This is a genomic window from Agrobacterium tumefaciens, assembly GCF_009649785.1.
Classification (GTDB): Bacteria; Pseudomonadota; Alphaproteobacteria; order Rhizobiales; family Rhizobiaceae; genus Agrobacterium; species Agrobacterium tumefaciens.
Genome location: NZ_WJOK01000002.1, coordinates 123312 through 140523, shown reverse-complemented (window position 1 = coordinate 140523; position 17212 = coordinate 123312). Strand labels below are relative to the sequence as shown.

Genomic DNA, 17212 nt, shown 5'->3' with positions numbered 1-17212 from the left:
CAAAGGGTCGCATTGCGGAGTGTCGAAGAGCCACGTAGGTTCTGCCGCAAAAGGAAGCACAATGCAGGACCAGATCGCGGCAAAGGCCGCCCACAACGCGGAAATTCAGAACAGGGCGGAAAAGGCCATGGCGGCTATCGGCATCGACGCCGGTTTCGTCGACCTGCTGGTCGAGACATTTTACGCCCGCGTTCTGGAACATCCCACGCTGGGCCCTGTCTTCGATGCGCGGCTTTCCGGGCGCTGGCCGGAGCATATGGCCAGGATGAAACAGTTCTGGGCCGCCGTCGCCTTCAAGAATGGCGGCTACGGCGGCAAGCCGGTGCAGGCGCATCTTGGCGTAAAAGGCATGTCGGCGGAACTGTTCCCGCAATGGCTGGCGCTTTTTTCGGCCACCCTTGACGATATCGCGCCGAGCCCACAAGCCCATAGCTGGTTCATGGAAACTGCGGAACGTATCGCAAAAAGCCTGACGCTTTCGCTGTTTTATAATCCTGCAATGGATGATCCGGCGTTAAAACGCATGCATCCGTAGCCCCATCCGGGCGATGATAGCAGGCCCGGCAAGTTCAAATATTCCCCTTGATGGCCGCGAGGATAAATGTTTAGTAGCCAGTGGGAGGCGTACCGTACGGTTCGCCTGTAATATGCAGACATATCAGGGCTTATCGACATGGATCGCAGATCATTTATTCGCAAGGCGGGCGCTGTTGGTGCCGGTGTTACCGCAACCGTGCTGGCCGCTCCGGCCATTGCGCAGGAAAACCCCAAAATCACCTGGCGCATGACGTCGTCATTCACCAAGGGCCTCGACATTCTATTCGGTGCCGGCCAGATCGTCGCCGATCATGTCAAGGAAGCATCCGGCGGCAACTTCGTCATCCAGCATTTCGCCGGTGGCGAAATCGTGCCGGCGCTGCAGGCAGCGGATGCGGTGACGGCCGGAACCGTCGAAATGGCGCATACCTGCTCATACTACTATGTCGGCAAGGACCCGACCTTCGCGCTCGGGACCTCGGTTCCCTTCGGTCTCAATGCACGCCAGACGAATGCATGGTTCAACCAGGCGGGCGGCAACGAGTTGCTCAATGAGTTTCTTGCCCAGCACAATATCTACTCGATCCTGCTCGGCAATACCGGCGCCCAGATGGGCGGCTGGTTCCGCAAGGAAATCAACACCATCGATGACCTGAAGGGCTTGAAAATGCGCATTGCGGGCCTGACCGGCCAGGTGATGCAGAAGGTTGGCGTGACACCGCAGCAGATCGCCGGCGGCGATGTTTACGCTGCACTGGAAAAGGGCACCATCGATGCAACCGAATTCGTCGGTCCCTATGACGACCAGAAGCTCGGCTTCTACAAGGTTGCGAAATATTACTACTACCCCGCATGGTGGGAAGGTGGCCCAGCCGTTCATGCTTTCGTGAACCTGCAGAAGTTCAACGAGTTGCCGGAGAACTACAAGCGTATTCTGAAAGACGCCTGCGCCGCCGGCAGCGCCAGCATGCTGGAGCGTTATGACGCGCGCAATCCGAAGGCTCTGAAGGAACTCGTGGCGCAGGGCGCCATCCTGCGGCCGTTCAGCCAGGAAATCCTCGATGTCTGCCACAAGGCGGCGCAGGACACCTATGCCGAGATTTCGGCCAAGAACGAGAGCTTCAAGAAGATCTACGAAAGCCAGCAGGCGTTCAAGAAGGACGCCTATCTCTGGGCACAGATCGCCGAATATACCTATGACACCTATATGATGATCCAGCAGCGCAACGGCACGCTCTGATCCTCATTTCAGGATCTTCAAACGGCCATCCGGCATCTGCCGGGTGGCCGTTTTTGTATTCGACACCAGCTTCCACACCTCGCGTTCACGCCAGTCCATCGGGCTCATGCCGGTGACGCGGCGAAATTCCCGGTTGAAGTTGGATTTGGTCTGAAAGCCGGAAGACAGCATGATCGCAGTGACCGACTGATCCGTCTCCTCCAGCAGCCGGCAGGCTTCGCGGATGCGCAGCTGGTTGACATATTGCGAGACGTTAACGCCGAGCGAGCGATTGATCGCGCCCGAGATTTGCCGGCTCGGCAGACCGAGACGTTTTGCGAGCCGTGACAGGTTTAGGTTCTCATCGCGGTAGAGCGTGTGGGTCTCCATCAAGCGATCAAGCCTTTCGACAACGTCCCGGTCCTGTTGTGAAGGCGCCGGTGAAGACAACTCCGCAGCAGGCTGGGCAGCCGTTTGCGGCGCTTTGCTTTTGCCGGCAAGTGCAGCCATGAGACCGATCAGCAGAAGCCCGAGAAGATTGGCATTGCTAACAAGTGCGGCGACATTTTCTCCATGCGCCCACTCGAAATCGAAAAACACCAGAAGATCGAAGAACGCGGAAACGCAGAGAGCGACCGCGGCGACAATGAGCGCCTTATGCGCAGATGCGACGCTGGCAAATTGCGCTTCGTCCAGCCCATCCGGCCCTTTTCTTGCCAAGAGAAGCAAGGCAATGGCGTGCCCGACAAAAATCACGATCAGCGCAAAATCGATCGCAACAGGAAGGACGAACTCCAGAAAGACGACGAAGAAAGGTGAAAGCACAAGACTGGCAAACATCGCCCTCCTGCTTTCAACTCCAACGCCCATCAGTCCGCGAAAGGCGATGTAGACGAGAGGCGGCAGGCAGGCAGCCAGAACAGGCAAAACATAACGCGCTTCGCTCACACCATATCCCCAGCGCAAGCCGACAAGAACGGACTGCACGGCGCAAAGCGCGATGAGCGCCAGAAACGCCCGGTTGGTTCGCATATCCTCTGCGCCTCGAAAGAAGACGATGAACATGACGACCAGCAGAAGTGCGACGACAAAAGGCAATGGAATGAAAAGCACGGATAACGATCCCGAAGCGATGAATTACCACCCATTCATGGACCAGATCGCGTTTCGGCACGACCTTTAACGCGATCAAGGACGCATTTATTCACCCTAGAAGGAAAACGGGAGCATCCACCTTGTCAAACGGAGAGGCTCTCATGACACTGAAAAACACCCTTGTCGCACTTCTGATGTGCGCGGCTTTTTCCCCGCAGGCATTTGCCGCAGAGGATGTCGGGCTTACCAGCATCCCAGTTTCTTCCAAGGCTCGCGACACAAACCTTGACGTTACGATCTGGTATCCGGCCAAAGGCGGAGACGGCATACCGGCGCTTTCCTCCGAGAACCGTATCTTTCAGGGAACGGCGGTTCGGAAGGACGCGACCATCAAGGACGGCCATTTCCCCCTCGTGTTGATTTCGCACGGGTCCGGCTCGCGCGCTGAAGGCATGGCCTGGATCGCCGCGAAACTCGCCAGCGAAGGTTTCATCGTCGCCGGAACCAATCATCCCGGCACGACCAGTGGTGACTCGACGCCTGCCGACACGCCGAAAATCTGGGAGCGGACCAACGATCTATCCACAATCGTCACGGCCTTGACGACGGACGCCACGTGGTCGGGTGCGATCGATGCGCAACGCATCGGTGTTCTCGGCTTTTCGCTGGGCGGTAGCGCGGCGATGGAGATTGCAGGTGCACGCGCCGATCTTGACGCCTATGTGCGCTATTGTGAAGAGAATGCAGCAATGATGGATTGCCAGTGGTTTGCCGGCGGCCGGGCCTATGTCAATAACGAGCCGGTCAGCGTACCGAAGGTCGATCTCAGAACCATCGACAAGACCCGTTTCGAGCAGCAGAACCGCGATCCACGCATCCGTTCCGCCGTGTTGGTCGATCCGGGTCTGGCGCTGGCGTTCCAGCCGGACAGCCTTAGACAAATCGATATTCCGCTGACCTTCATCAATCTTGGCAGCGAAGGTAAAATACCGCCCGCTGTCCTTGCCGACGAGCTTGCAGCACAAGTGCCTGCCTCTACTTACCAACAGGTTGACGAGGCCAACCATTTTAGCTTCCTGCCCCTTTGCAAGCCGGATGCCGACGCGTTTCTCAAATCCGTTGGCGAGCGCGATCCGATCTGCGAACCGGCCGGGCCCCGCGACCGTAAAGATATTCATGCACAGCTGGAAATGATGATCGTCACCGCCTTCAACCGCACGCTGAAGCCGGGTCAATAACCAGAAGAACCTAGCCGATCCTTTTGTAAAACAGGGTCGTGCCGCAATAACGCCCGTCGGGAAAAAGCGCATAGTCGGGGATGACGCCGACGCGTTCCCAGCCAAGACGGGGATAAATTGCCTCCGCATCGCTACCCGTGGCCGTATCCAGCACCAAAAGGGTACGGCCACGTTTTGCCGCTTCCTGCTCCACCTTTTCCATGAGCTTTCGTGCAAGTCCCAGCCCGCGTGCCGACCGATGCACAAGAAGCTTCATCAGATCACCGCGATGTGGCTGGTTGGGCTTGGAGGCCAGACCGACCTGCACCGTGCCCACCACTTTATCGTTTACTTCCGCCACCACATGAATGGTGCCGCCTGCTTCCACGGCATCGGCTACATCCTGCCAGAACGGCTCGGCATCTTTTGGGGAGAAAGGCAGCATGAAACCGACAGACGCGCCGCCATTAACGCAGTCGGCGATAACGTCACAAAGTTCGGTCAAGGCATTGATCGTCTCTGCCCGGTTCAATACGCGGATGGTGGCCATTAATAACTCCTGTCGGGGAAAATCAGCGCTGTCTTTGATCCAGCACGACGGCATAACGGGCAGGTTTTTCTGAGGGATTGTGGAAGACATGTCCCTCACCCACCGGCATGAAAAGGCAATCGCCGGGTTCCAGCCGGTGCACGTCTCCACCGCTCGTCATCTCCAGCACACCTTCGAAAAGCCAGACATATTGCGTCATTCCGCGGCTTGCCGCATGCGGCGGGAAACCGACCCGTGCGCCCGCCGGGAACTCGACCTCGACAATATCGACATCGGAACCGACGCGTGGCGGGGAGATGGCACGGCGCACATAACCGGTCTCCGGGTCTTTCCAGAGCTGCTGGTCACGCTTTTTCACCAGCGGTGAAACAGCCTCTTCGTCTTCGGCGAAAAAGCCGGAGAGCGACAGGCCTAGCGCTGCGCAGATGCGGGCAAGAAGCGAGGCCGTGGGGCTCGCCTCGCCACGTTCGATGCGGGAAATCATGGCGCGGCTGACGCCGGATTCGGCGGCGAGCCGGTCCAGGGTCAAACCATTTTCAGCGCGCAACGTCTTGATGCGGTCGCCGATAGAGCGTTCGAGAATATGATCTTCGTTTTCCATCATGCCAGAATACATTCTCACATGATGGAGTCAATATCTACTATAATGGAAATTGCGATCGCTTGTTACCGCGGATTCTGCGCGCGGCAAAGATGCATCAGGCACCGACCTGGGCGATCCAATCGTTCAGGTTATAGTAGTTCGTTACTCGACTAACTTTTCCATCCTTCAGGTCAAAGAATGCACCAGCCGGCAGGACGTATGTCTGGCCATCGGCTTCCGGCAGGCCTTCATCGGTTGCGAGATATTCGCCGTTCACGATGAATTCCGCAGAGGCGCGCTTACCGTCCTCGCTCGCCATGATGACCATGTCGGTGAGGTTTTCCTTATAGCAGCGGTTCATGTGCTGCATGAAGGACGCAAAAGCCGGCTTTCCGGTCTGACGCTCGCCCTGATTGATGTCATGTACCACCTCGTCGTGAAGAAGCGCCAGAAAGGCATCCATGTCCTGACGGTTGAAGGCATCGTAATAGGCGCGGATGGTCTCAGTGGCGGTCATTGTCTTCTCCGTTCAATGCTTGCGCAGGGTTTCCATGACGGTATAACCAGTGCAACCGAAAGTGAAAATGCCCATGACCGTCGAAATCAAGTCTCTTTCCGGCATCGAGGCCGCGCCCTATTTCGATGACCTTGCGCGCCTGCGGATCGAAGTGTTTCGCGCCTTTCCCTATCTCTATGACGGATCGCTGGATTACGAGCGCAAATATCTCGCCACCTATGCCGACACGAAAGGCGCGGTTTTCGTGCTGGCGCTGGATGGCGCACACGTGGTGGGCATGTCCACCGGCATGCCGATGGCGGCCGAGACCGACGAGGTGAAGGCGCCCTTCCTGAAGGCGGGTTACGATCCGGACCGGATATTTTACTTCGGCGAAAGCGTGCTTCTGCCCAGCTATCGCGGGCATGGCATCGGGGTGCGGTTCTTTGTGGAGCGGGAGGCGCATGCGAGCAAGCTCGGCTTCAACTGCTGCACCTTCTGCGCGGTCGAGCGCCCCGCCGACCACCCGCGCCGGCCGTTGGATTACGTGCCGCTGAATACCTTCTGGGAAAATCGCGGCTATCGCCATCACCCGGAATTGCACACCAGCTTCACCTGGCGGGATCTAGACGAGAGCACCGAAAGCCCAAAGCCCCTGTCCTTCTGGATGAAGACCATTGCTGCCGGAGAGGAAAACAGATGACGAAACTCGCCGCCAGCCAATATGCCATCGAACTCATCGAGACATGGGAAGGCTATGCCGCCCATCTTTCCGCCGTCGTGCGCGAGGCGAAAGAAAAAGGCGCCGAGCTGCTGCTGTTGCCGGAATATTCGGCCATGACGCTGACCGGGCAGTTGCCGCCGGATGCGCGCTCGGACCTGCACCGCTCCATCGAAGAGATACAGCCGCTCATCCCCTCATGGGTCGAGCTTTGCGAAGAGCTGGCGCGGCAACATCAAATCCTGTTTCAGCCGGGCAGCGCGCCAGTGAAAGACAAGGACGGCAAGTTCCGCAACCGCGCATGGCTGTTCGGCCCCAACGGACTGATCGGGTATCAGGACAAGCAGATCATGACGCGCTTCGAGCGGGAGCAATGGAACATACATGCCGGCATCGAGGGCCTGAAAGCCTTCGAGACGCCGATCGGCAGGCTCGGCATCCTCATCTGTTACGACAACGAGTTCCCGATGCTTGGCCGGAAGCTGGCCGAGCTTGGCGTCGAACTGGTTCTCGCTCCCAGTTGCACCGATACGCTGGCCGGCGCCTACCGGGTGCGTATCGGCGCGCAGGCGCGGGCGCTGGAAAACCAATATGCCGTCCTTTCCTCCCCCACGGCGGGTGAGGCTCCATGGTCTCCCGCCGTCGATGAAAATCGTGGCCGCGCAGCACTTTACGTGCCATCCGACTATGGCATGCCGGCATCGGGTATCGTCGCGGAAAGCGAAAGCGATGCGGTGACACACAGCAAGTTGCTGATCGCCGATATCGACCTTGCTGCCGTGGCCAAGCTTAGAACCGAAGGACAAGTGGCCACCCGCCGCGACTGGCCGGAGCAGTTTGCGATCTGAAAAGCCCATTTTAAAGGGCTTTTAACCAAATTCCCGCTTTGCGGCATGAGAAGCCCCTGCTATAGCGCGGGGCATGAGCACAAATTCGACCCGCACGCCCCTGGACCATATCCGCAACTTCTCGATCGTTGCCCACATCGATCACGGCAAATCGACGCTGGCCGACCGGTTGATCCAGTCGACAGGCGGCCTTGCCGAGCGCGATATGTCGGAACAGGTTCTCGATTCGATGGATATCGAACGCGAGCGCGGCATCACCATCAAGGCCCAGACCGTGCGCCTGCACTACAAGGCGAATAACGGCGAAACCTATGTGCTGAACCTCATCGACACGCCCGGTCACGTCGACTTTGCCTATGAAGTGTCCCGCTCGCTTTCGGCCTGCGAAGGTTCGCTGCTGGTGGTGGACGCATCTCAGGGTGTGGAAGCCCAGACGCTGGCCAACGTTTATCAGGCAATCGACAATAATCACGAGCTGGTGACGGTCTTGAACAAGATCGACCTGCCGGCCGCGGAGCCCGACCGCATCAAGGAACAGATTGAGGAAGTAATCGGCATCGACGCTTCCGAAGCTGTGTTGATTTCGGCCAAGACCGGGCTTGGCATCCCCGATGTTCTCGAAGCCATCGTCAACCGCCTGCCACCGCCGAAGAGCGAAGTCGGCGAGAACGGGCCGCTCAAGGCACTGCTCGTCGACAGCTGGTACGACACCTATTTGGGCGTCATGGTTCTGGTGCGCGTCATCGACGGCGTGCTGACCAAGGGCCAGCAGATCCGCATGATGGGTTCCGGCGCGAAATACGGCGTCGAGCGCGTTGGCGTACTTACCCCGAAGATGGTCAATGTCGACAGCCTCGGCCCCGGCGAGATCGGTTTCATCACCGCCTCGATCAAGGAAGTCGCCGATACGCGTGTTGGCGATACCATTACCGACGACAAGCGCCCGACGGCGCAGGCCCTGCCCGGCTTCAAGCCAGCGCAGCCCGTGGTTTTCTGCGGCCTCTTCCCTGTTGATGCAGCCGACTTCGAAGATCTGCGCGCGGCAGTGGGCAAGCTTCGCCTCAACGACGCCTCCTTCTCCTTCGAAATGGAATCGTCTGCCGCTCTCGGCTTTGGTTTCCGTTGCGGCTTCCTCGGTCTGCTGCATCTTGAAATCATTCAGGAACGCCTCGAGCGTGAGTTCAATCTCGATCTCGTCGCCACAGCACCTTCGGTCGTCTATGAAATGACGCTGACGGATGGCACCGAGAAAGAACTGCACAACCCGGCGGATATGCCTGATGTCGTGAAGATCAAGGAAATCCGCGAACCTTGGATCAAGGCGACGATCCTGACGCCCGACGAATATCTCGGTGGTATTCTGAAACTCTGTCAGGACCGGCGCGGCCTGCAGACGGAGCTGACCTATGTCGGCAACCGCGCGATGATCACCTATGAATTGCCGCTCAACGAAGTGGTGTTCGATTTCTACGACCGCCTGAAATCCATCTCGAAGGGTTACGCCTCGTTCGACTACAACATCATCGACTATCGCGAAGGCGATCTCGTCAAGATGTCGATCCTCGTGAACGGCGACCCGGTGGACGCACTCTCCATGCTGGTCCACCGCTCGGCGGCTGACCGGCGCGGACGCGGCATGTGCGAAAAGCTGAAGGAACTCATTCCGCCGCACATGTTCCAGATCCCGATCCAGGCGGCCATTGGCGGCAAGGTCATCGCCCGCGAAACCGTGCGCGCGTTGCGCAAGGACGTGACGGCAAAGTGCTACGGTGGCGATGCGACGCGTAAACGCAAACTTCTGGACAAGCAGAAGGAAGGCAAAAAGCGCATGCGCCAGTTCGGCAAGGTGGAGATTCCGCAGGAAGCTTTCATCGCTGCGCTGAAGATGAACGACGAATAAGCGGCCGCTAAATCGTCGCTGATTTGACAAGGGAGGCTCACGGCCTCCCTTTTTACATTCACGGCAGCTGCTCAGGCATGCAGCTTCGCGCCCTTGGTAATCTTGTCGACGATTTTCTTGTCCGCCCTAAGCGCCATGCCGACGACCTTTGCATTGTCGGGAGAAAATTCCGAAAACACCTGGCGGTTGGCAACATCATGACCGGTTGCGAACATTTCCTCGATATAGAGCGATGTCGTGACCTCGCGCTCCAGGGATCGCTGATGGATTTTGCGCAGTGCCTCCTGATCCGTGGCCATGACGACTATCGGCTGGACGGACAGTGGATTGTAGACGTTACCCGCCCTGTCGCGGTATGGTTCCCCGATGATCTCTCTGGTCTGGGCGACGATGCCGGACATGAGAAATGCGGTGACGTTCAGTTTTTGCCACACGGCAAGGTCATCACGAAGGATGACGGCGATCTTGGTATCAAACATGCGAACTCAATCTGGCTGTGGTTACGAAAGAGAAGTGACCCTAGCCCCTCAGGGTACGAGCGATCTTGAACGTTCGTGCAAATTCGAGGGGATCGTGCAGGCCCCTTCCAGCGAAGGGATCGAGCGCATCGAAGCGCGCTTTCACGGCAACGCCTATGCACCCCATCGCCATGACACCTATGCTCTGGGTGTGACGCTTTCTGGCGTCCAGACCTTTTCCTATCGTGGCACATCGCATTTCAGCACGCCCGGAAAGGTTATCGTGCTGCATCCGGACGAAGTTCACGATGGTGGTGCCGGCACCGACGAAGGTCTGCGCTACCGTATGCTCTATCTTCCGCCGGAAAAAACCATGGAGGTGGCGACCGGATTTCACGCGCTGCCATTTGCAAAAAATCCCGTCATCGAAGACGATGAGTTCCGTCAATGCCTGATAGAGGCTCTCGGCAATCTCGAAGGCGAGCCGGACAATCTGCTCCTGACCGACTGGCAATCGAGACTGTCGGATCTGCTCTGGAAGCATTCGAACGGAAACCAGAGAACAATCAAGCGGCTTGACCGAATCGCCGTTTTCCGTTGCCGCGATTACCTGCTGGAGAACAGCGCGCTTGCCGTCAGCTCAGAGAAGCTGGAGCAAATAAGCGGGCTTGATCGCTTCACGCTCTTTCGGCACTTCCGCTCCCTGTTTGGCACGAGCCCGCACCGTTATCTCATCATGCGGCGTCTGCAAAAATGCAAGGACATGATGCGGGCGGGTGCGGGTCTTGCGGAAACGGCGTTTGCCTGCGGCTTTGCAGATCAGGCGCATTTTACCCGCCACTTCAAGAATGCCTTCGGAATGCCTCCGGGGCGCTGGCTAAGCCTTGTTTCGCACTGATCATTCCGGAAACATGATCGACCTGTGAGCCGCAGTCCCTGCCATGGCGCCATCGCCCACGGAAAGAGCGACCGAGCCCGCGGGCCTTGCCACATCACCGCAGGCGAAGATTCCGCGCACTGTCGTCTGTTTCATGGCATCCGTCACGATGCTTGAACCCATCGGCCCTTCTTCCACGGTGCAGCCGAGCTTTTCGATCCAATCCGATGCAATCCGCAATTTCGGTTGCGTGAAAAGACCGGCCAAAGCAATGCTACGCCCATCCGCAAGAACGACATCCGCATGCCCTGCGATCTCTCTGATACGCTCTTTTTCCACCCGAACGCCCCGGGCTGACAAAAGCGCATTCTGTTCGGCATCCGGAACGAATATACCATTGGTAAAAAAGGTCGTTTCACCCCAGTCCGGAAGCATCAATGCATGGTGGATGGCAAGCGGTGAGGCCGCGATGACGCCGATCCTGCGCTGATCCAGTTCGTATCCGTGGCAATAGGGGCAATGGAAGACGGCGCTGCCCCAGCGTTCCTCCAGCCCGGCTATATCAGGCAGTTCATCCGTAACGCCTGTGGCAAGGATTAGTCTGGCCGCCCTTTCGCGGCGATTGCCATCGATCTCGATAACGAAGTCATCGAATGATCCTTCGGCATTCGTTACCCTGCCCTTTGCCCAGTGTATCGTCGGGTAGCGCTCGATCTGGCGGCGTGCCTCGGCGATGATGTCGCCCGGCGCCTTGCCGTCCTGTCCGAGAAAACCGTGGGAATGGCTGGCGAAGCGATTTCTCCGCTCACCCGCATCCACCACCAGGATGTTTTTTCTCGCGCGCCCGAGCTGCAGGGCGGCGGACAGGCCCGCATAGCTGCCGCCGATGATGATGACGTCGTATTTCATGATGCACCTATCGTTCACCGAGCCGGAAGCGCCCGTTCGTTTCACGACACTTATATTGTTACATGAATTTTAGAGTCAATAGTCACGCAACTTATATTGTTACATCATAGGCTAACTGGTAATGTCGCGAAAAACAGGCGGATTTCACCGATGAGACACGACACGCGCCTTTCACGGGTGCTGCATATTCTGATCCATATGGAGAAACACGAGGGTGCGGCGACCTCTGAAAGCATCGCGGTGATGTTGCAGACGAACCCGGTGGTGGTGCGCAGAACCATGGCGGGCTTGCGGGAGCACGGTTACGTGTCGTCGGAAAAAGGCCATGGCGGTGGCTGGGTTCTGGCGCGACCGCTCAGCGAAATCACGCTGCTCGATATTTACCGGGCGCTTGGCGCGCCGGAATTGTTCTCGATTGGGCTGGCAGGAGATAATCCTAACTGCGTCATAGAGCAGGCCGTCAATGCTGCCCTTTTCGACGCCATGAACGAGGCGGAGACCATTCTCCTGTCTCGCTTCGGAAACATTACGCTTTCGGTGCTGGCGGAGGAATCGATGAGCCGCTGGTCCAGATTGTCCAACCACCCCTCCGCGATGGATCAGCTCTAACGCCGCAGAGTTGGCGCAATAAAAAACCGCCTGCCGGAAGGCAGGCGGTTTTGTCAGATTATCTAACCCATTACGGCTGCGTCTGCGTGCCGCCGGTATTCGGGCTTGCCGGTGCTGCATTGTTGGCAGGCGGTGTTGCCGGGACAGTCGGAGTCACGGGCGCCGGTGCCTGTTGCGTTGCCGCAGGCGGCATGGTCGAGGATGTCGTGGCCGGATCGGTGTTCGGACCGCTCATCTGCGACCAGGCGAATACGCCTACCAATGCGACAACGAGAATCGCCAGCCATGGCATCCAGGACGGAGACTTGCGGGCAAGCGGTTCATTGCTGATATTCAGTTCCGGACGAAGATCACGGTCCGGGCGCGGATTGTTTGGATCGAATGTCATGGTATTTCCTCCTCTTCATTCTGAGAAGAAAACGGCGTTCACGGGATTTTGTTCCGATTCTCCTCGGCCAGCACGATATGGGCGACAATTACGCGCTCTGCCTGAGGGCATCTGCCAGCACCGCCATGACCTGAGGAGCGGCCATTTGCGACACATTGAAACGCATGAAAGCGGATGCGTTCTGCGCGGAGCTGAAAACATTGCCGGGTGCCAGCACCACCTGTTGCGCCAGTGCCCGACGTGCAACATCGGCGGCGTCGACCCCCTCCGGCAGGCGGCACCATAAGAACATGCCCGCCTGCGGTTCGATCCACGGCACACATCCAAGCGCTTTCAAACGCGCCGCCGCCTCAGGCACCGCCGCCGCGAGACGCTGTCGAAGAGCCTCGACATGCTTGCGATAACTACCGTCAGTCAAAAGCGACAGGATCAATGCAGCCGAAAAATTTGCTCCACCAAACGCAGTGGCAATCTTGAGATCGGTCAGGGCTTCCACCCATGCCGGAGGCGCTGCGATGAAACCGCACCGCACGGAAGCAGACAGGGTTTTTGAAAAACTGCCGATCTGGACGACCCGGTTCAGACCATCGAAAGCAGCCAGCCGTGGTGCCGCCTGCGTTTCAAAATCGGCAAAAATATCATCCTCGATGATGGTGAGGCCCGCCTGTTCGGCCAGCATCAGCAGGCGATGGGCAGAAACGGCGGAAAGCCTTGCGCCTGTCGGATTATGGATCGCGGAATTAGTGATATAAAGGCGCGGCTGATGCTCTTTCAGTGCCTGCTCGAAAAGCGGCAGGTCCGGTCCAGCCGGCGTATAGGGCACACCAACGGTTTTCACCCGATGCGCCCGCAAGAGAGCGCGGAAGTTAAAATAGCAGGGATCATCGACAATCACCGTATCCCCTGGCTGCAGCAGGAAACGACACAGGAGATCGATCGCCTGCGTGCCGGAATCGGTGAGCATGATCTGGCTGGCGCCCGCCTGGACGCCATGTTCGGCAAGTCTGCGGGACAAAAGCTGGCGTAGCGGCAACAGCCCCATTGGGCTCGCATAATCCGTCAGCAAGGAAGCATCCGCGCGGGCAAGCCCCCTCATCGCCCGCCGTAGCGCTTGCTCCGGCATCCATGACGCTGGAAGCCAGCCGCAGCCGGGCTTGGCAAGCGCCGCCCCCTCGTCCAGCGCCTGGCGCGACACCCAGAGCGGATCCACCGCCCTGTCCAGCCGAGGCTCGATATCGGCCAGAGACAGAGGCGCTAGTGGACCCGCCACATAAAATCCCGAACCCGGTCGCGAGCTTATGGTGCCATCGGCAACCAGCCGGTCATAGGCCTCGACGACGGTTGAAGTGGAGACCTGCATGGCCTTCGCAAGCGCTCGAACGGATGGCAATCTGGCGCCGGGAACGAGGCTTCGCGAAGCGATGCGTTGCCGCATGCTGGCCATCACCTGTTCTATGCGCGTTCCCGTCGCGAGGTGTCCGTCCACATTTCTCTCCAACCGTACCGTCCAAACAACCATAACAGTTTCTTGAAATTGTATATTATTGTCGCTGTTTTCACCAGCCGTTCCGGATCAAGAAAGGGAAATTGCAGGAGACGGTCATGGACAAGACGACAAGCGGTTGGCTGAGCGGCCTTATCGGCGTGGTGATATTCAGCGGCTCGCTGCCCGCCACGCGGGTTGCGGTAACGGGTTTCGATCCGGTGTTCCTGACCCTCGCCCGCGCCAGCATAGCCGGCCTTCTGGCGCTCGCTTTGCTTTTTGTGTTCCGGCAAAAACGCCCGGCGCGCGATGATATGGCATCCCTTTTCATCGTGTCCTTCGGCGTGGTGGTTGGCTTCCCGCTGTTGACTGCCCTCGCCTTGCGGCACATCACCTCGGCCCACTCCATCGTCTTTGTCGGGCTTTTGCCGCTCGCAACCGCGGTTTTTGCCGTGCTGCGTGGGGGAGAACGCCCGCGGCCCGCCTTCTGGTTCTTTTCCTGCCTGGGCAGCGTCCTCGTTGCCGGCTTTTCATTGTCGAATTCGCTGGCCTCCGGGCTCGGAGCCTCACTTGCCGGCGATCTCTTGATGCTGGGCGCGATTATCGTCTGTGGGCTGGGATATGCTGAGGGTGCTGCCCTTTCCCGCAAACTGGGGGGCTGGCAGGTCATCTCATGGGCATTGGTCCTCTCCCTGCCTCTGATGCTGCCGCTTGCCTTTTTCACAGGGCCGCAAACCCTCGCAGGCATCGACCCGCAGGCCTGGGGCGGCCTTGCCTATGTCTCGCTGTTCAGCATGCTGATCGGCTTCATCTTCTGGTATCGCGGGCTGGCGCTTGGCGGCATTGCCGCAGTGGGCCAGCTGCAATTGCTGCAGCCGTTCTTCGGGCTGGTGCTTGCAGCAACCCTGCTTCACGAGGAGGTCAGCCCTGCGATGATCGGCATCACGCTCGTGGTGGTGCTCTGCGTTGCCGGCGCGCGAAAATTTTCGCGCTGACGCCCGCCCCGTCAACTCGAGCGGCGGTCTACCCAGCGATGCCAGGCATCCTCATTGCCGTTGAAGACATTGAGATCGATGCGGCCATCGACACCATGCGACAGGCCGGAGCCGGAATATTGCCAGAACAACCACTTGCGGCCGGGATAGACCACGGACGGATGCTGGGCAACGGCGCGCAGCCAGAAGGGATAGTCCTGGAACTCGCCGGTCAGATTGTCCTTATAAAAATCGGGCGCCGTATAGATAATCGGACGCTGGCCGTAATGGCGCTCCAGCTTATCCATGAACACGCGCATCTTTTCCAGAATACGCTCACGGGAATGGCGCATCTTGCAGCTCGATTCGCCGTTATATTCCACGTCGATCACCGGCGGCAGCGCATCCGGATCGCGCGGTACGTTGCGAATGAACCAATCCGCCTGCTCGCCGGCCGACCGGCACCAGTAGAAGAAATGGTAGGCGCCACGACGGATGCCCGCTTCCTTCGCACGCTGCCAGTTGGTGCGGAACATCGGGTCAAGATGATCGCCGCCATCCGTAGCCTTGATGAAGGCGAAGTTGGCACCGCGTGTGCGCAGCTGCGGCCAGTCTATATTGGCCTGCCAGCGCGAGACATCCACCCCGTGGACCTGAAAATGGCGCGGCTGGACCCTGCCGAAATTGATGGGTTTGGCATCGCTGAAGCTGGAGCGGAAAATGCGCGAACGGATCTGCGCACCGGCACTGGCCGCCGGGGCTGCAGCCATGGCCAATTGTACCGGACGCTCCATCGGACGCTCTGCCGGTCGTACAATTCCTGCCTGTGACGGTGAGGGCAAACGGGTTTCAAGCGCGTTCTGCGGCACGGGCGCCCGTGGGGTAACGGCTGAAAAGGCCTTTGGCTCTTCGGGCACCGGCCCGCCCCATGCCAGAACTTCCTGTCGCGGCTGGGCCGTGATGGGTTGGCTGCCCACGCTTGCCTGCGGCACCGGCGCGGATGGCGTAACCGAGCTCGTGGTTTCCTTCGACGGCAGGCCGGCCATCAGGCTTTCCGGCCCGGAACTGGACGTACAGCCACCAAGCAGAAGGCAACCGAAGAGAAGTGCTGGCACAGCCGATGAACGCATGAGAACCCGTACGCAAAACAATCCAGGGGCACTCTGACGCCGCCCGGGAACCTCGAAATACAATTGCTAACGGAAGATTATCAAAAAAGACTGAATCTTATCTTTACGCCGACACCTTCCAACGCGCCCGTCATTTCTGGCAGGAGAATGCCTCGAGGTTTCGCGAAACGGAGAGCTTCAGGCGGTCATCGTGCTCAGATCGACCGTATCGGCGCCGGGGGAATTTTTCTTGATCGATTCGATGGCGTGGATGGCCGATGCCTTGGCCTTGTATCCTTCGGAGGAAAACATCGTTTCCCCGTTGGATGCTTTGAAGCGGAAGCGATATTCCCCGGCCCTGTCCTGATAGATTTCGAATTTATACATGATCTTGGTGCCTCCTTGGCAAACGTCGGTGAAACACACTCAATTCTGAGCGGCCTTGGCCATATTCGCAACCGATAATTGCCAGATCAGACAAGCCGTACCCAGGCACGGGCAATTTCCAGACCGGTCGCATCGGCCACATCGGCACGCCCGCCACGGTGATCGCGGTAATTGTTCATCCAGCCGGGCGCCATTTTTTCTACGGAAGCAGGGAATGCCTCACACCATCCGTCGACCACGGCCGTGGATGCCTCAAAATGAAATTGCGTGCCATAGGCAGCGCGGCCAACGCGAAAAGCCTGATTTCGCGTTGCACCATTGGTCGCAAGTCTCGTTGCCTCGGGCGGAAGCGTGAATGTGTCGCAATGCCACTGAAAAATGGGAAATGTCTTGTCGAGCCCCGCCAAGAGCGGATCGGACACGCCCTCTTCCGTGAGGGATACGTCTTCCCAGCCGAATTCGGGCGGGCCGGCCAGAATATTTTCTCCGCCATAGGCGCGCGCCAGCAACTGGCTGCCGAGACAGACGCCCATCACGGCCTTGTCCGCATCGCCAAACGCTTTCATCAAAAGTGCGAGGTCTGGAAGATAGGGATAAAGCACGTCGTCAAGAGCGTTCTGCTCCCCGCCCAAAACGACGAGCGCATCGTGTGCAGCTGCATCGAGAGGAAGAGGCTCACCCGAATAGGCGCAGATGACATGCACGTCAGCCCCTGCCTCTTCCAGAGCGACGCCGATCTGTCCATGCGGCGTGCCCGCCATGTTTTCGATAATTGCAACGCGCATGGGGCCTCTTGCCGACAACGGGGAATTCGATCGGCCGGTATCGCCGATCGAATTCAGCTTCACCACG

The 17212-nt window shown here is 58.6% G+C and carries 20 protein-coding genes; 9 read left to right on the top strand and 11 right to left on the bottom strand.

The genetic code is table 11. The annotated features are described in order from the left end of the window. Positions 1–61: 61 nt before the first annotated feature. Both GH784_RS02575 and GH784_RS02570 read left to right on the top strand, forming a co-directional pair. On the top strand, positions 62–535 hold the full coding sequence (locus tag GH784_RS02575) for a group III truncated hemoglobin (protein ID WP_065703680.1): 474 nt from the start codon (positions 62–64) through the stop codon (positions 533–535). 138 nt (positions 536–673) lie between these two features. After that, positions 674–1777: a TRAP transporter substrate-binding protein gene (locus GH784_RS02570; protein ID WP_003514611.1), complete on the top strand. Its 1104-nt coding sequence runs from the start codon at positions 674–676 to the stop codon at positions 1775–1777. A gap of 3 nt (positions 1778–1780) precedes the next feature. Here the strand turns inward: GH784_RS02570 and GH784_RS02565 are convergent, their stop codons facing one another. Next, positions 1781–2869, bottom strand: a complete 1089-nt coding sequence (locus tag GH784_RS02565; RefSeq protein WP_065703678.1) for a helix-turn-helix transcriptional regulator — start codon at positions 2867–2869, stop codon at positions 1781–1783. Positions 2870–3012: 143 nt separating this feature from the next. Between GH784_RS02565 and GH784_RS02560 the strand changes: the two genes are divergently transcribed. Beyond that, complete coding sequence (locus GH784_RS02560; protein WP_065703676.1) at positions 3013–4089, top strand: alpha/beta hydrolase family protein; 1077 nt, start codon at positions 3013–3015, stop codon at positions 4087–4089. 10 nt (positions 4090–4099) lie between these two features. Here GH784_RS02560 and GH784_RS02555 read toward each other — a convergent pair whose 3' ends face one another. From GH784_RS02555 to GH784_RS02545, 3 genes are all read right to left on the bottom strand, one after another. Continuing rightward, a complete protein-coding gene (locus GH784_RS02555; RefSeq protein ID WP_065703674.1) occupies positions 4100–4618 on the bottom strand; it encodes a GNAT family N-acetyltransferase in 519 nt (172 codons plus the stop codon). A 22-nt stretch (positions 4619–4640) separates the two neighbouring features. Then, complete coding sequence (locus GH784_RS02550) at positions 4641–5222, bottom strand: helix-turn-helix domain-containing protein (RefSeq protein ID WP_065703672.1); 582 nt, start codon at positions 5220–5222, stop codon at positions 4641–4643. A 94-nt stretch (positions 5223–5316) separates the two neighbouring features. Then, positions 5317–5718, bottom strand: coding sequence for a ketosteroid isomerase-related protein (locus GH784_RS02545; protein WP_003514602.1), 402 nt, complete (start codon positions 5716–5718; stop codon positions 5317–5319). Between the two features lie 73 nt (positions 5719–5791). Here GH784_RS02545 and GH784_RS02540 point away from each other — a divergent pair, with 73 nt between their 5' ends. From GH784_RS02540 to lepA, 3 genes are all read left to right on the top strand, one after another. Continuing rightward, positions 5792–6400: an acetyltransferase gene (locus tag GH784_RS02540; RefSeq protein ID WP_065703670.1), complete on the top strand. Its 609-nt coding sequence runs from the start codon at positions 5792–5794 to the stop codon at positions 6398–6400. Beyond that, a complete protein-coding gene (locus GH784_RS02535) occupies positions 6397–7266 on the top strand; it encodes a carbon-nitrogen hydrolase family protein (RefSeq protein WP_065703668.1) in 870 nt (289 codons plus the stop codon). The genes GH784_RS02540 and GH784_RS02535 overlap by 4 nt, the downstream gene beginning before the upstream one ends. A 61-nt stretch (positions 7267–7327) precedes the next feature. Beyond that, complete coding sequence (gene lepA / locus GH784_RS02530) at positions 7328–9166, top strand: translation elongation factor 4 (protein WP_025592156.1); 1839 nt, start codon at positions 7328–7330, stop codon at positions 9164–9166. A gap of 71 nt (positions 9167–9237) precedes the next feature. Here lepA and GH784_RS02525 read toward each other — a convergent pair whose 3' ends face one another. Further along, positions 9238–9645, bottom strand: a complete 408-nt coding sequence (locus GH784_RS02525) for a DUF2000 family protein (RefSeq protein ID WP_065703666.1) — start codon at positions 9643–9645, stop codon at positions 9238–9240. A gap of 94 nt (positions 9646–9739) precedes the next feature. Here GH784_RS02525 and GH784_RS02520 point away from each other — a divergent pair, with 94 nt between their 5' ends. Further along, positions 9740–10522: an AraC family transcriptional regulator gene (locus GH784_RS02520; protein ID WP_065703665.1), complete on the top strand. Its 783-nt coding sequence runs from the start codon at positions 9740–9742 to the stop codon at positions 10520–10522. Here GH784_RS02520 and GH784_RS02515 read toward each other — a convergent pair whose 3' ends face one another. Beyond that, positions 10523–11410: an NAD(P)/FAD-dependent oxidoreductase gene (locus GH784_RS02515; RefSeq protein WP_065703663.1), complete on the bottom strand. Its 888-nt coding sequence runs from the start codon at positions 11408–11410 to the stop codon at positions 10523–10525. A gap of 150 nt (positions 11411–11560) precedes the next feature. Here GH784_RS02515 and GH784_RS02510 point away from each other — a divergent pair, with 150 nt between their 5' ends. After that, entirely contained in the window at positions 11561–12019 is a 459-nt protein-coding gene (locus tag GH784_RS02510) for an Rrf2 family transcriptional regulator (RefSeq protein ID WP_065703661.1), read from the top strand. Positions 12020–12089: 70 nt separating this feature from the next. Here the strand turns inward: GH784_RS02510 and GH784_RS02505 are convergent, their stop codons facing one another. Continuing rightward, a complete protein-coding gene (locus GH784_RS02505; protein WP_003514590.1) occupies positions 12090–12407 on the bottom strand; it encodes a hypothetical protein in 318 nt (105 codons plus the stop codon). A gap of 88 nt (positions 12408–12495) precedes the next feature. Next, positions 12496–13893 carry an aminotransferase-like domain-containing protein gene (locus tag GH784_RS02500; protein ID WP_065703659.1) on the bottom strand — a complete coding sequence of 466 codons (1398 nt, stop codon included), beginning with the start codon at positions 13891–13893 and terminating at the stop codon, positions 12496–12498. 116 nt (positions 13894–14009) lie between these two features. On the opposite strand from GH784_RS02500, the gene GH784_RS02495 reads away from it, so the two are divergent. After that, complete coding sequence (locus GH784_RS02495; protein WP_013635303.1) at positions 14010–14885, top strand: DMT family transporter; 876 nt, start codon at positions 14010–14012, stop codon at positions 14883–14885. 11 nt (positions 14886–14896) lie between these two features. Here GH784_RS02495 and GH784_RS02490 read toward each other — a convergent pair whose 3' ends face one another. From GH784_RS02490 to GH784_RS02480, 3 genes are all read right to left on the bottom strand, one after another. Beyond that, positions 14897–15994, bottom strand: a complete 1098-nt coding sequence (locus GH784_RS02490; RefSeq protein WP_065703657.1) for a glycoside hydrolase family 25 protein — start codon at positions 15992–15994, stop codon at positions 14897–14899. A 177-nt stretch (positions 15995–16171) separates the two neighbouring features. Further along, a complete protein-coding gene (locus tag GH784_RS02485) occupies positions 16172–16360 on the bottom strand; it encodes a YegP family protein (protein WP_003514584.1) in 189 nt (62 codons plus the stop codon). An 86-nt stretch (positions 16361–16446) separates the two neighbouring features. Next, positions 16447–17145 carry a type 1 glutamine amidotransferase gene (locus tag GH784_RS02480; protein WP_065703894.1) on the bottom strand — a complete coding sequence of 233 codons (699 nt, stop codon included), beginning with the start codon at positions 17143–17145 and terminating at the stop codon, positions 16447–16449. Between the last annotated feature and the right edge of the window lie 67 nt (positions 17146–17212).

What these genes read in the sequence shown, in the direction of transcription:
- GH784_RS02575 (WP_065703680.1), top strand. Translation starts at nt 62, where the DNA reads ATGCAGGACCAGATCGCGGCAAAGGCCGCCCACAACGCGGAAATTCAG.
- GH784_RS02570 (WP_003514611.1), top strand. Translation starts at nt 674, where the DNA reads ATGGATCGCAGATCATTTATTCGCAAGGCGGGCGCTGTTGGTGCCGGT.
- GH784_RS02560 (WP_065703676.1), top strand. Translation starts at nt 3,013, where the DNA reads ATGACACTGAAAAACACCCTTGTCGCACTTCTGATGTGCGCGGCTTTT.
- GH784_RS02555 (WP_065703674.1), bottom strand. Translation starts at nt 4,618, where the DNA reads ATGGCCACCATCCGCGTATTGAACCGGGCAGAGACGATCAATGCCTTG.
- GH784_RS02550 (WP_065703672.1), bottom strand. Translation starts at nt 5,222, where the DNA reads ATGATGGAAAACGAAGATCATATTCTCGAACGCTCTATCGGCGACCGC.
- GH784_RS02545 (WP_003514602.1), bottom strand. Translation starts at nt 5,718, where the DNA reads ATGACCGCCACTGAGACCATCCGCGCCTATTACGATGCCTTCAACCGT.
- GH784_RS02540 (WP_065703670.1), top strand. Translation starts at nt 5,792, where the DNA reads ATGACCGTCGAAATCAAGTCTCTTTCCGGCATCGAGGCCGCGCCCTAT.
- GH784_RS02535 (WP_065703668.1), top strand. Translation starts at nt 6,397, where the DNA reads ATGACGAAACTCGCCGCCAGCCAATATGCCATCGAACTCATCGAGACA.
- GH784_RS02525 (WP_065703666.1), bottom strand. Translation starts at nt 9,645, where the DNA reads ATGTTTGATACCAAGATCGCCGTCATCCTTCGTGATGACCTTGCCGTG.
- GH784_RS02515 (WP_065703663.1), bottom strand. Translation starts at nt 11,410, where the DNA reads ATGAAATACGACGTCATCATCATCGGCGGCAGCTATGCGGGCCTGTCC.
- GH784_RS02510 (WP_065703661.1), top strand. Translation starts at nt 11,561, where the DNA reads ATGAGACACGACACGCGCCTTTCACGGGTGCTGCATATTCTGATCCAT.
- GH784_RS02505 (WP_003514590.1), bottom strand. Translation starts at nt 12,407, where the DNA reads ATGACATTCGATCCAAACAATCCGCGCCCGGACCGTGATCTTCGTCCG.
- GH784_RS02495 (WP_013635303.1), top strand. Translation starts at nt 14,010, where the DNA reads ATGGACAAGACGACAAGCGGTTGGCTGAGCGGCCTTATCGGCGTGGTG.
- GH784_RS02490 (WP_065703657.1), bottom strand. Translation starts at nt 15,994, where the DNA reads ATGCGTTCATCGGCTGTGCCAGCACTTCTCTTCGGTTGCCTTCTGCTT.
- GH784_RS02485 (WP_003514584.1), bottom strand. Translation starts at nt 16,360, where the DNA reads ATGTATAAATTCGAAATCTATCAGGACAGGGCCGGGGAATATCGCTTC.
- GH784_RS02480 (WP_065703894.1), bottom strand. Translation starts at nt 17,145, where the DNA reads ATGCGCGTTGCAATTATCGAAAACATGGCGGGCACGCCGCATGGACAG.